Origin of the sequence: Pseudorhodoferax sp. Leaf274 (assembly GCF_001422445.1) — a bacterium.
In the GTDB taxonomy this organism is placed as follows: domain Bacteria; phylum Pseudomonadota; class Gammaproteobacteria; order Burkholderiales; family Burkholderiaceae_C; genus Pseudorhodoferax.
Genome location: NZ_LMNA01000007.1, coordinates 26,080 through 38,370, shown reverse-complemented (window position 1 = coordinate 38,370; position 12,291 = coordinate 26,080). Strand labels below are relative to the sequence as shown.

The window sequence follows — 12,291 nt, the reverse complement described above, 5'->3', positions numbered from 1 at the left end:
TGCGCGCGGGTTGTGCGCCTTCGCATCTGCGCCGCCTGCCGTCTGGGCCGCAACGCTCGCGCACAGCAACAATTGAAACCATGACATGAGCGCCGAACGCAAGGTCATCGAGCTGGTCCCGCTGTTCGAAGCCCAGAAGACGGTCTACCCGCGCACCGTCGCCGGCCTCTTCCAGAACTGGCGCTGGGCGTTGGTCTGGCTCACGCAGCTGGCCTTCTACGGAACCGCCTGGCTGCAGTGGGGCGAGCGCCAGGCGCTGCTGTTCGACCTGGAGGCGCGGCGTTTCTACATCTTCGGCCTGGTGCTGTACCCGCAGGACTTCATCTACCTGGCGGGCCTCTTGGTCATCTCGGCCCTGGCGCTGTTCCTGTTCACCGCCGTGGCCGGCCGGCTGTGGTGCGGCTTCAGCTGCCCGCAGACCGTCTACACCGAGATCTTCCTGTGGATCGAGCGCCGGATCGAGGGCGACCGCGGCGCGCGCATGAAGCTCGACGCGGCGCCACTGTCGATGGAGAAGCTCGTCAAGAAGTGGTTCAAGCACATCGCCTGGATCGTCTTCGCACTGTGGACCGGCTTCACCTTCGTGGGCTACTTCACGCCGATCCGCGCACTGGCCATGTCCTTCGTCACCACCCGCATGGGGCCGTGGGAGGTCTTCTGGGTGCTGTTCTACGGGCTGGCCACGTATGGCAACGCGGGCTTCCTGCGCGAGCAGGTCTGCAAGTACATGTGCCCCTACGCCCGCTTCCAGAGCGCGATGTTCGACCGCGACACGCTGGTCGTGAGCTACGACGCAGCGCGCGGCGAGCCGCGCGGCAGCCGGCCGCGCCATGCCGACCCGGCCACGCGCGGCCTGGGTTCGTGCATCGATTGCACGCTGTGCGTGCAGGTCTGCCCGACCGGCATCGACATCCGCCAGGGCCTGCAGTACGAGTGCATCGGCTGCGGCGCCTGCGCCGACGTCTGCGACGGCGTGATGGACAAGATGGGCTACGCGCGCGGCCTCGTCAAGTTCACGACGCAGCAGGGCTTGGCCCGGCGCTGGAGCCGCGCGCAAATCTGGCGCAGGGTGTTGCGGCCCCGCGTGCTGGTCTATGCCGGCGTGCTGCTCGCGATCTCGCTCGGCCTGGCCGTGAGCCTGACGCTGCGCACGCCCTTCAAGGTGGACGTGGTGCGCGACCGCGGCGCCATGGCGCGCACCGTGGCGGGTGGCGCGATCGAGAACGTCTACCGCTTGCAGATCATGAACGCCACGGAGTCGCACCAGCGCTTCGCCATCGGCGCGACCGGTCTGCCTGGCCTCGTCGTCACGTCCGAGACCGAGGTCGACGTGGAACCCACGGCCTCGCGCTGGGTCGCCGTGCGCCTGCAGCTACCGCACCAGTGGGGCGCGGCGGCCGGTGGCTCGCACCCCATCCATTTCGAACTGCGCATGCTGGACAGCGGTGCCCAAGTGCGCGAGAAGTCCGTGTTCCTGATTCCCCGGTGAAGGAGACTGAAATGAGACCACCCCGTTTGAATGGCGCACTGCGTGTAGCCATTCCATCCCCCTCCAGGGGCGCCGCCAGCGGCCTGGCAGAGCCAGTTCCGCGGCGTCTGCTGGCATGGCCAGCTCCGCGGCCTTTGGAACAACTGGGTGCGCGTGGCGCCGTGGGCAACTGACATGCAGCCGCAACAACAGGCCCCACAATCCAGAGCTTCACGCCCCTGGTGGCGCTACGGCATGGTCTGGATGGTGATTGGCGGCCCGCTGGCGGTCGTGGTGGCCGGCATCGCCACGGCAGTGATCGCGTTCCGCGGGGCCGACCCGGTGGTCACCGCGCCGCAGGCACCGGTCGCGGCCGAAGAGGCGTTCGAACTGCAGCCCGCGCTGGCCGGGCGCAACCATGCGGCGATCGGCAGCGTGCCGGCGCGGCGATGAGGGTGGCACGGTGCCGGACCGCCGCCTGATGTGGATCGTTTGGCCGGCCTTCCTGGCCGCCTGCGTGCTGGAGACCATGGTCTTCGCGCTCGTCGACCCGCACGATCTGCACTGGCTGGGCCGTGCGCTCGACTGGTCGGCGATGGCGGTCTACACCGCCAGCTTCTTCGGCTTCTGGGCCGTGGCCATGGCCTGCAGCGCGCTCACGCTGCTGCTGGCCACGCCGGAGCCGGTCAGTGGCAGACCTGGGGATTGACGATGCGCTGCAAGGCATCGGCATCGAGGATGCGCAGGTGCCGCTGCTTGACCTCGACGATGCCCTCCTCGACGAACTTGGAGAAGGTGCGGCTCACGGTCTCGAGCTTGAGCCCCAGGTAGCTGCCGATCTCCTCGCGCGTCATGCGCAGCACCAGTTCGCTGCGCGAGAAGCCGCGCGCATGCAGGCGCTTGACCAGGTTCAGCAGGAAGGCCGCCACGCGCTCTTCGGCCCGCATGCTGCCCAAGAGCAGCATGACGCCGTGCTCGCGCACGATCTCGCGGCTCATGATCTTGTGCACATGGTGCTGCAGCGCGTTGACCTCGCGCGAGAGTTCCTCGAGCCGGTCGAAGGGCATCACGCAGACCTCGGCGTCTTCGAGCGCCACGGCGTCGCAGCTGTGCTTGTCGTTGACGATGCCGTCCAGGCCGATGATCTCGCCGGCCATCTGGAAGCCCGTGACCTGCTCGCGGCCATCGTCGGTGGCCACCGTGGTCTTGAAGAAGCCGGTGCGGATCGCATAGAGCGAGGTGAACTTCTCGCCGCTGCGGAACAGCGTGGCGCCGCGCTTGATGGACTTGCGCGTGGCGACCACTTCGTCGATGCGCTCCAGTTCGCGCGGGTCCAGCTGCATGGGCATGCACAGCTCACGCAGGTTGCAATTGGAACAGGCGACTTTGATGGTGTGCGGGAGCATGGCGTCCTTTCATGACGTGGCACAAATTGTCGCAGTGCCCACGGCCCGAAGACTTGATCCTGGTCAAGGTCTGGACGCATCGAACCCGGCACAGTGGCAGGCAGAGGACTCACATGACTGTTGCCGCTCCCGTTCCTGTTCCCGACTGCCGGATCCCCGCCGACGTGCTGCAACGCTTCGACCGACCCGGCCCGCGCTACACCTCCTACCCCACGGCCGACCGCTTCGTCGAGGCCTTCGGCGAGGGCGACCTGCAGCAGGCCTTGCAGCAGCGCCGCCATGGCGGGGCAGGGAAGGCGCTGCCGCTGTCGCTGTACGTGCACATCCCCTTCTGCGAGTCGCTGTGCTACTACTGCGCCTGCAACAAGATCATCACCAAGCGCTATGGGAAGGCCGCGCCCTACCTGGACTACCTGGCGCGCGAGATCGACCTGTACGTGGCCGCGCTCGGCGAAGGGCAGCCGGTGTCGCAGCTGCACCTGGGCGGCGGCAGCCCGACCTTCCTGGACGACGGCGAGCTGGCCCGGCTCATGGACCTGCTGCGCAGCCGCTTCGCGCTGGCGCCGGGCGGCGAGTACGCCATCGAGATCGACCCGCGCACGGTGGATGCCGCGCGGCTGCAGCGCCTGGCCGGCCTGGGCTTCAACCGGCTCTCGTTCGGCGTGCAGGACTTCGACCCCGCCGTGCAGAAGGCCGTGCACCGCGTGCAGCCCCATGCGCAGGTGGCGCAGCTGGTGCACAGCGCGCGCGGCATGGGCTTCGGATCGATCAACGTCGACCTGATCTACGGCCTGCCGCTGCAGACGCCGGCATCCTTCGCGCAGACGCTGGAGCAGGTCGTCGCCCTGCGGCCCGAGCGCATCGCGCTGTACGGCTATGCGCACCTGCCCGAACGCTTCAAGCCGCAGCGCCGCATCCACGCCGGGCAGCTGCCCGATGGGCCGGCGCGGCTGGCCATGCTGGGTGCGGCGCTGGCGCGCTTCGACGCGGCCGGCTACGTCTACGTGGGCATGGACCATTTCGCGCTGCCCGGCGACGGACTGGCCGTGGCCAAGCGCCAGGGCCGGCTGCACCGCAACTTCCAGGGCTACAGCACGCAGCCCGATTGCGACCTGGTCGCGCTGGGCGTTTCCGGCATCGGCAAGATCGGCGCCAGCTACACGCAGAACGCCAAGACCATGGAGCAGTACTGCGACCTGCTGGACCAGGGCCGGCTGCCCGTGGTGCGCGGCCTGGCGCTCACGCGCGATGACCTGCTGCGCCGCAGCGTGATCATGGCGCTGATGTGCCAGGGCGCGCTGCAGTTCGAGGCCATCGAGCTGGCCTGGCTGGTCGACTTCCGCCAGACCTTCGCGGCCGAGCTGGAACAGCTGCGCGCGTTGCAGGACGACGGCCTGGTGCAGGTCGACGGCCAGGGGCTGCAGGTGACGGCGACCGGCTGGTACCTCGTGCGCGCCGTGGCCATGGTGTTCGACCGCTACGTGCAGGCCGACCGCACGCGCGCGCGCTTCTCGCGCATCCTCTGACGCAGCGCCAATGGCCACCGAACTCGGCATGGCGGCGCTGCTGATGGGCCTGGCGGGCGGCCCGCACTGCGCGCTGATGTGCGGCGCGGCCTGCGCCGGCATCGGCCGGGCGGCGGGGCCGCATGGCGGGCGTGCGCTGGCGCAGTTCCACACCGGCCGGGCCGCAGGCTACGCGGCGATGGGCGCGCTGGCCGCCTGGTCGGTGCAGGGCCTGGGCTGGCTGGGCGGCGCCAGCGTGGCGCTGCGGCCGGTCTGGAGCTTCGTGCACCTGGCGGCTATGGCGCTGGGCATGGTGCTGTTGTTGCAGGCACGCCAGCCGGCCTGGCTGGAGCGCCATGGCCGGGCCGTGTGGCAGCGCGTGCGCGCCCTGGCGCCGCGGCGCGGCGGCAGCTTCGCGGTGGGCCTCGCGTGGTCGGCGATGCCCTGCGGCCTGCTGCAGGCGGCGCTGCTGACGGCCGCGCTGGCAGGCGATGCGGCGCGCGGCGCCGGCGCCATGCTGGCCTTCGCGGCCGGATCGGCCCTGTCGCTGTGGGCCGCGCCACGGCTGTTGCTGCGCCTGCCGGCGCTGCGCGGCGGCGCGCACGGTGTGCCTGCCGGGCGGGCCGGGGTGCTGGCGGCCTGGGGCACGCGCGCGGCGGGCCTGGGTCTGCTGGCCAGTTCGTGCTGGGCGCTGTGGCACGGGCTCGTGCACGCGCAGGCGCCCTGGTGCCTGCCGCGCTGAGCGGCTGGGCATCCGCGCTGCACCTGCGCGGCAGGCGCCATCGCGCTGCCGCTGGATGACCTGACGGCCCGCGCAGCGTGTGCCGCCGCATCGCGCGATGGCGGCGACATAATGGCCCGATGCCCGGCCGCGTGCTGTTCCGCCATGGATGACAAGACCTCGCAGCTGATCGATGTCGGTCAACTGCGTCGCGGCCTGTTCATCCAGCTCGACCTGGGTTGGATGGACCACCCGTTTCCGCGCGGCAGTTTCAAGATCACCTCGAGCGACCAGATCCGCACCATCCGCGCACTGGGCCTGCGGCAGGTGCGCTACTTCCCCGACCGCAGCGACCCCGAAGAGCCGCACTCGGACTTCGGCGGCGAATCCGGCTTCGGCGCCGCCAGGTCCGAGCAGGACGTGCAGGACCGGCTGCAGGCCGAAGCCCGCGCCCTGCAGGCGCAGCGCCGCCAGCAGCTGGCCGCCCAGCAGGCCAGCCTGCGCCACTGCGAGCAACGCTTCGGTGAGGTCGTGCAGCTCTACCGGCGCGTGGTCGACGAGGCACCGGTGCGCCCGGTCGCGATGCGCGAACAATGCGAGGCCCTGGTGGCCGGCTGCGTGGCCGAGATCCTGGTCGATGGCGAGGCCACGATCCGCCTGCTGTCCGAAGGCGCGGGCGAGGGCCAGGCAGCGCATCCGGCCAACACCATGGTGCTGGCCCTGCTGCTGGGCCGGGCGCTGGGCCTGCCCGTGCATGGCCTGGCCGACCTGGGCATGGCCGCGCTGCTGCACGACCTGGGCAAGCAGCAGCTGCCCACGCACCTGCGCATGCGCGACGAGCGGCACAGCGCGCAGGAGATGGCGCTCTACCAGAGCCATGTGCACGAGAGTGTCAAGGCCGGGCGGCGCATGGGCCTGTCGGCCTGGGCACTGCAGTCCATCGCGCAGCACCACGAGATGGCCGATGGCAGCGGCTTTCCGGCCGGACTGCAGGGGCCAGACATGGGCACGGGCGGCAAGGTGTTGGCGCTGGTGAACCGCTACGACCGCCTGTGCAATCCGCCGCTGGGGACGCAGGCGTTGACGCCGCACGAGGCGCTGGCGCTGATGTTCGCGCGGCACAAGGCCTGTTTCGACGGCGAGGTGCTGGGCGCCTTCATCCGCATGATGGGCGTGTACCCGCCGGGCTCGGTCGTGCAGCTCTCCAACGAACGGTTCGCACTGGTGGTGTCGGTCAATTCCACGCGCCCGCTGAAGCCGCGCGTGCTGGTGCACGACCCGGCCGTGCCGCCCGAACAGGCGCTGATCCTGGACCTCGAATCGGCGCCCGAGCAGGGCATCCGGCGCAGCCTCAAGCCGGCGCAGCTGCCGGCCGCTGCGCGCGCCTACCTCGCGCCAGTGGCGCGGGTGCGCTGCTTCTACGAACACCAGCCGCCCACCCCTGCGCCGGTGGCGGCCTGAGGCCCCACACGCCCGCGCGGCGCCGGCCCACACGGCTGCTCCGCGGGCAGGGGCACCATTCCGACATGCGCCATCCACCGTCCGCCATTGCCTTGCTGGTCCTGCTGGGAAGCCTGGGGCCTGCTTGGGGGCAGTCGAACGTGGCCGAGCAGGTCTACCAGAGCGACCTGGCGATTTGCAACAGCGGCCAGCTGTCGGCCCCCGCACGCGATGCCTGCGTGCGCGAGGCCGGCCGCAGGCGCGATGCCGCACGCGGAGGGCCGCCGCCGGAGATCCCGCAGACCACGCCGGACGGGCGGGCCACGGTGATCACGCCGGAAGGCGCGGCCACGCCGCCCACCTCGTCCGACGCCGTGCCTTCGCGCGATGGCCGGGCCAATGTGGTGCCGGCGCGCTGAGCACGCCCGCGGGACACGCGCCCAGGCGCGCGCATTCGGACCACGCGCTCGAGACGAGCGCTAGAACACGCCCAGGGACAGCCCCGCCGCGAGGGCCGCGCCCAGTTCCTCCGCGCTGCGCAGGTCGCTGGCGCCGATGTGCTTGGGCGCGAGGATTTGCTCCGGCGTCTGCGCGTGCGTGCAGACGATCAGCGGCTCTGCCGCGGCCCTGAGCCGCCAGCCGGTGGCGATGCGCGCGATCTGCCGCGCCGCGTTGTGGCCGTCGCTGCCGGCACAGACCATCGTGGCGTAAGGCCGGCCCTGGATGTGGTCCAGCGCCGGGTAGTAGCAGCGGTCGAAGAAGTCCTTCATGAGGCCGGCGACGGCGGCCAGGTTCTCGGGCGTGGCGAACAGGTAACCGTCGGCGGCCAGCAGGTGGCCGGGGCCGGCGTCCACGGCGTTCAGCAGCTGCGTGCGAACCCCGCTCTCAGCCTGGGCGCCGCGCAACGCCGCCTGGGCCAGTTGCGCGGTGCCGCCCGTCAGGCTGTGGTGGACGATCAGCAGGTTCTTCATCGCCGGCCATGATAGGCGCCGCTGCGCGCAGGTCGGCCAGCCAGTCGGCGAAGGCGGCCTCGGGATCGGGCGCCTCCATGCGCAGGAGCGCGGCCGGGTGCAGCGTGACCAGCACGGGCAGGCCGTCGGCGCGGCGCAGCCACTGGCCGCGCGATGCGCCGATGGCCACCGGGCGGCCGAGCAGCGACCGCGCCGCGGTGGCGCCCAGCGCGATGGCCGCGCGGGGCTGCACCAAGGCGATTTCGCGTTCCAGCCATTGGCTGCAGATCGCGGCTTCCTTCTGGCCGGCGGTCTTGTGCAGCCGGCGCTTGCCGCGCAGCTCGTACTTGAAGTGCTTGACGGCATTGGTGAGGTACAGCGCATCGCGCGACCAGCCGAGCTGCTCGAGCGCCCGCCGCAACAGCTGGCCGGCCGGGCCGACGAAGGGCTGGCCGCGCAGGTCTTCCTGGTCGCCGGGCTGCTCACCGACCAGCATCAGCGCCGCGCCGGGCTGGCCTTCGCCATGCACGGCCTGGGTGGCGTGCTGGCCGATGGGACAGGCGCGGCAGGCGGCGGTGGCCAGGCGCAGGGCGTCGAGCGTGCCGGGCGCGGCGGTCTCGGCCGGGCGCTGGTCCAGCCGCAGCGCGATGGATGCGGCAGGCCGGCGGTGCTGCGGATCGCTGGCGGCTTCCTCCACCATGCGGCCGCTGCGTTGCATGGCCTCGTGCATGAGCGGGGCGATGAGCTGGGCTTCCGGCAGGTTCTTCCAGTAGCGGCGCGGCATCTCCTTTTGCATCATGGCGGGCTTGAGCCGCGCGGGATTGAAGATGTGGGCGTAGTAGGTCAGCCAGAGCTGCTCGCCGGCGTCGGGGCCCGGCGCGTCCTCCCGGCGCGCACCGGGGCCGAAGGCCAGCGCATGGCCATCCCATGTGGCGCTGCGCCCGGGCGTGAGGATGGCCCAGTGCATCTGCGCGAAGCGCCGCGCGAAGAAGGGTGCGGTGGCAACGAGCGTGTGGTGCTCGGGCTCGAACCAGGCCATGTGGCGGTTGCCCGGCAAGGGGCGGAAGCGCACGAAGGCCGTCATCTTGTGCATGTCGCGGCGCACCGCGCGGGCCATGCGCTCGGCCAGCAGGCGGTCGGCGTCCAGCGGGTCGTCGCGCAGGCCGGGCTCGGCCAGCAGGCGCCAGACCAGGCGGTACAGCAGGGCGAAGCGGCCGGGGTCGGCGTGCAGGGCGGCGTTGTCGAACAGCGAAACCATCTCGGCGGGCAGGCGGAACGGCGCAGCGGCGGCCGTGCCGCGCCCGGGCTGGATCTCTGGAAGGGATCCATCGTCGAACAGGTCGCCGTCGCCTGCCATCTGCCACTGGACGGACTGCGGCGCCAGTTGCTGCGCGACGAGGCGGCGCACCGCGGCCTTGAAACCGGCCAGGTCGTCGGGCGCGGACAGGCGCTCGGTGTGCACGCGTTCAAGCGTCGGCATGGGCGTCGAACAGCGAAGCCTGGCGCGGCTGGGGCTTGAGCTGCGCCGCCAGCTGCGCACTGTCCAGCCCGCGGCCAGCAGCGCCCGGCACGCTGACGAAGGGCAGCAGCTTGCGCAAGGGCACACCGAGCCGGCCCAGGTCGTCCACGCGCAGCACGCGCTGGCGGCGCGCCATCAGCAGCCGGTCGACCGACTTCACGCCCAGGCCCGGCACGCGCAGCAGCAGCTCGCGCGGGGCACGGTTCAGGTCGACCGGAAAGCGCTCGCGGTGCGCCAGTGCCCAGGCCAGCTTGGGGTCCATGTCGAGCGCCAGCATGCCGTTGCCGCCGCCGGTGATCTCGTCGTGCGCGAAGCCGTAGAAGCGCATCAGCCAGTCGGCCTGGTAGAGCCGGTGCTCGCGCACCAGCGGCGGTGCGGCGGGCGGCAGCTGGCGCGATGCGTCGGGGATCGGGCTGAAGGCCGAGTAGTACACGCGCTTGAGCCGGTAGGCGCCGTACAGCGTGGCGCTGGTGGCCAGGATGCTGCGGTCGCTGGCGGCATCCGCGCCCACGATCATCTGCGTGCTCTGGCCCGCCGGGGCGAAGCGGGGCGCCTCGGCCGGCCTGGGGCGCGCCGCGGGCAGTGTGGTGGGCCGCAGGGCCGCGCGCTCGCCCTTGGCGTCGTCGATGTGCACGCGCAGCCGCGCCATGGAGCGCCGGATGGCCTGGCCGTCTTTCTCGGGCGCCAGGGCCACCAGGCCTTCGGAGGTCGGCAGTTCGATGTTGATGCTGAGCCGGTCGGCGTAGCGGCCGGCGCGGGCCAGCAACTCGGGGCTTGCCTCGGGGATGGTCTTCAGGTGGATGTAGCCGCGAAAGTCGTGGTCTTCGCGCAGGCTGCGCGCCACCTCGACCACCAGCTCCATGGTGCGGTCGGGGCTCTGGATGATCCCGGAACTCAGGAACAGGCCCTCGATGCAGTTGCGCCGGTAGAAGTCCAGCGTGAGCTGCACCACCTCGTCCGTCGTGAAGCGGGCGCGCGGCACGTTGCTGCTGACGCGGTTGACGCAGTAGAGGCAGTCGTACAGGCACCAGTTGGTCAGCAGCACCTTGAGCAGCGAGATGCAGCGGCCGTCCGGCGCGTAGCTGTGGCAGATGCCGGCGCCCTCGGTGGAACCCATGCCGCGCCCACCGATGGAATCACGCGTGGTGGTGCCGCTGGACGCGCAGGAGGCGTCGTATTTGGCGGCATCGGCGAGGATGGCGAGCTTGCGGTCCAGTTCCATGGCAGCGCCATGATACTGGATGGATCAACAGTTTCGAAGGAAGGGGCTTTGCGGCCCTTCAGCGCAGCCGGGCTTCCGCGGCACGCGCCTGCAGCGCCAGGTCGGGGTAGTTGCTGAACACCCCGTCCATGCCCCAGCCCATGAACTTGCGGTACTCGGGCAGCGCAGTGGCCGGGCGGGCCTCGTTGAAGGTGTAGCCGTGCACCGTGAGGCCAGCCGCGTGGGCCATCTCGATGAAGCTGCGCGACATGCCCTCGCCTCGGATGTTCACGCCCACGCCGCTGGCGAAGCTGGCGACCTGCGCCAGCTCCATGCCGAGCAGCCGGTTGGCCGAGCCGCTCAGCAGCACCAGGCGGAAGTCCAGGCCCAACGCCTGCTGGCGCCGCCGCAGGTTGCGCACCGTGTCGACGTCGAAGGACTGCAGGAACACCTTGTCGCTGCCCACATAGCCCGCCGCGGCCAGCACGCTGAGCAGGTGGCTGGCCAGGCGCGGGCCGGCCTGCTTGGCCTCGGGGTACAGGCCGATGGGTCGCGCGCCTTCGGCCTCCAGCCGGCGCGCCAGCAGGATGATCTCTTCCAGCGTGGGCACGCGCAGCGGGTGGGCCGCGCTGGGCTTGAACCCGTGGAAGCTCAGCGCGGCACTGCCCTGGGGCCGCATCGCGAGCGTGCGCACCTCTTCCAGCGAGAAATCGGCCACCCGCCAGCCGCCGTTGCGCGCCGCAAAGCGCGTGGCGGCGTCGGTGGTGCGTTCCAGCGTGGCGTCGTGCATGGCCACCAGCTGGCCATCGCGCGTGAGGTGCAGGTCGGGCTCGATGCAGTCCGCCCCCATGCGCACGGCCAGCTCGTAGCCGGCCAGGGTGTGTTCGGGCAGGTAGCCCGAGGCGCCGCGGTGGGCGATGACGAGCGGGGCGTGGCCATCGCGTGTGGGCCAGGCGGGCCGGGTCTGTGCGTGGACCGGCAGGCAGCTTGCCGCTGCCAGCGCCATGGCGGTGCGCCGGGAAACCAGGGGTGTTCGCATGGCCCCATGTTAGGGCAAGGCTGCCGCCTGCCCGGCGTCAGGCCTGGTGTGCGGCCTTTCGCCGGCGGCCCGCCAGGCCGAGCATCGCCAGGCCGACCGCGAACAGCGCCAGCTGGTGGGGCTCGGGCACTTCGCCGGCCACCGCGGCAGGCAGCGCGCTGGCCGGGAACAGGTCGGGGCGCGCGGGCTGGATCGGCTCGGGCAGCACGTAGCCGGCCACCTCGGTGCCCTGGAAGCTGCGCGTGCCGAGCAGCGTGAGCTGCGACTGCCAGTCGCCCACCACCACGTTGCCGCTCACGGTGCCGTTGCCGCCCTTCACGGTGGCGTGGGGGGCGAGGATGCTGGCGTCCAGGCTGATGCCGTTGAAGGAGAGGGTTTGCGCTTCGTAGAAGTTCAGCAGCACGTTGTAGCTGGACAGGCCGCCCAGCATGCCGTTGGACAGGCTCACGCTGCTGCCGCCGATGTTGAAGATGACGGTGCTGCCGGACGCCAGCCTGGCCAGGTTGCTCCAGCCATTGCTGGAGAAGTCGCCGGCGGTGAGCTGGAACACCTCGACCGCGCTGTTCGTGCCCGACAGGTACAGGCCGCCCCATTGGCTCTGGCTGCTGCCCGTGGCGGCCAGGCCCGCCAGCCCGCTGGACAGGCTGCCCATCTGCTGGCCCAGGGCCGAGAAGGCCAGCGGCGCGCTGCCGCTCTGCCATTGGCCGTTGATCTGCACGCCGCTGGTGCTGCGCGTGCCGCCCACGTAGGCATTGCCGGCGATGGAGCCGTTGCTGTAGGAAAGATTGCCGCCGACCACCAGGCTCTTGCCGTTCAGCGAATAGCCCGTGGCCGAGAGGTTGCCCGCCACCGCGACACTGCCGCCGATGCTGTTGTTGCTGCTCTGGAAGCCGCCGAAGCTGACCAGGCTGTACGGCGTGGCCAGCCCCAGGCTGACCGGCGCGGCGAACGACGCCGAGGCACCGCACAGGGCGGCGATGCAGAGCAGGAACTGGGACGATTTGAACATTCTGAATCCTGAAACCCGTGCCGGAATCGGCGT

Annotated in this window: 13 protein-coding genes; 7 read left to right on the top strand and 6 right to left on the bottom strand. The window is 71.2% G+C overall.

The window, feature by feature from the left end:
* The first annotated feature begins 85 nt into the window (after positions 1-85).
* The 3 genes from ccoG (at position 86) to ASF44_RS11370 (ending at position 2,177) form a co-directional block, all read left to right on the top strand.
* Positions 86-1,489, top strand: a complete 1,404-nt coding sequence (gene ccoG, locus ASF44_RS11380) for a cytochrome c oxidase accessory protein CcoG (protein WP_056899347.1) — start codon at positions 86-88, stop codon at positions 1,487-1,489.
* Between the two features lie 174 nt (positions 1,490-1,663).
* Positions 1,664-1,921 carry a hypothetical protein gene (locus ASF44_RS11375; RefSeq protein ID WP_082524697.1) on the top strand — a complete coding sequence of 86 codons (258 nt, stop codon included), beginning with the start codon at positions 1,664-1,666 and terminating at the stop codon, positions 1,919-1,921.
* A gap of 10 nt (positions 1,922-1,931) precedes the next feature.
* Entirely contained in the window at positions 1,932-2,177 is a 246-nt protein-coding gene (locus ASF44_RS11370; protein WP_156374456.1) for a hypothetical protein, read from the top strand.
* Here ASF44_RS11370 and fnr read toward each other — a convergent pair.
* Positions 2,155-2,874 carry a fumarate/nitrate reduction transcriptional regulator Fnr gene (gene fnr, locus ASF44_RS11365; protein ID WP_056899344.1) on the bottom strand — a complete coding sequence of 240 codons (720 nt, stop codon included), beginning with the start codon at positions 2,872-2,874 and terminating at the stop codon, positions 2,155-2,157. The genes ASF44_RS11370 and fnr overlap by 23 nt on opposite strands.
* Before the next feature lie 113 nt (positions 2,875-2,987).
* Between fnr and hemN the strand changes: the two genes are divergently transcribed.
* From hemN to ASF44_RS11345, 4 genes are all read left to right on the top strand, one after another.
* On the top strand, positions 2,988-4,400 hold the full coding sequence (hemN, locus tag ASF44_RS11360; protein ID WP_056899343.1) for an oxygen-independent coproporphyrinogen III oxidase: 1,413 nt from the start codon (positions 2,988-2,990) through the stop codon (positions 4,398-4,400).
* Between the two features lie 10 nt (positions 4,401-4,410).
* Complete coding sequence (locus ASF44_RS11355) at positions 4,411-5,121, top strand: sulfite exporter TauE/SafE family protein (RefSeq protein WP_056899342.1); 711 nt, start codon at positions 4,411-4,413, stop codon at positions 5,119-5,121.
* A gap of 144 nt (positions 5,122-5,265) precedes the next feature.
* The gene (locus ASF44_RS11350) at positions 5,266-6,561 is read left to right on the top strand and encodes an HD-GYP domain-containing protein (protein WP_056899341.1); all 1,296 of its coding nucleotides are present in this window, start codon (positions 5,266-5,268) and stop codon (positions 6,559-6,561) included.
* A 65-nt stretch (positions 6,562-6,626) separates the two neighbouring features.
* A complete protein-coding gene (locus ASF44_RS11345; RefSeq protein ID WP_162243801.1) occupies positions 6,627-6,959 on the top strand; it encodes a hypothetical protein in 333 nt (110 codons plus the stop codon).
* Positions 6,960-7,019: 60 nt separating this feature from the next.
* Here the strand turns inward: ASF44_RS11345 and ASF44_RS11340 are convergent, their stop codons facing one another.
* Genes ASF44_RS11340 through ASF44_RS11320 form a run of 5 tightly spaced genes read right to left on the bottom strand, consistent with a single transcriptional unit; the run spans position 7,020 to position 12,258 of the window.
* A complete protein-coding gene (locus ASF44_RS11340) occupies positions 7,020-7,511 on the bottom strand; it encodes a flavodoxin family protein (RefSeq protein ID WP_056899339.1) in 492 nt (163 codons plus the stop codon).
* Complete coding sequence (locus tag ASF44_RS11335; protein ID WP_156374455.1) at positions 7,426-8,970, bottom strand: UdgX family uracil-DNA binding protein; 1,545 nt, start codon at positions 8,968-8,970, stop codon at positions 7,426-7,428. The genes ASF44_RS11340 and ASF44_RS11335 overlap by 86 nt, the downstream gene beginning before the upstream one ends.
* Positions 8,957-10,231 carry a putative DNA modification/repair radical SAM protein gene (locus ASF44_RS11330; RefSeq protein ID WP_056899338.1) on the bottom strand — a complete coding sequence of 425 codons (1,275 nt, stop codon included), beginning with the start codon at positions 10,229-10,231 and terminating at the stop codon, positions 8,957-8,959. Before ASF44_RS11330 ends, ASF44_RS11335 begins: the two co-directional genes overlap by 14 nt.
* A gap of 58 nt (positions 10,232-10,289) precedes the next feature.
* Complete coding sequence (locus ASF44_RS11325; protein WP_082524695.1) at positions 10,290-11,249, bottom strand: glycerophosphodiester phosphodiesterase family protein; 960 nt, start codon at positions 11,247-11,249, stop codon at positions 10,290-10,292.
* Between the two features lie 37 nt (positions 11,250-11,286).
* Complete coding sequence (locus ASF44_RS11320; RefSeq protein ID WP_056899336.1) at positions 11,287-12,258, bottom strand: choice-of-anchor A family protein; 972 nt, start codon at positions 12,256-12,258, stop codon at positions 11,287-11,289.
* Positions 12,259-12,291 lie beyond the last annotated feature (33 nt).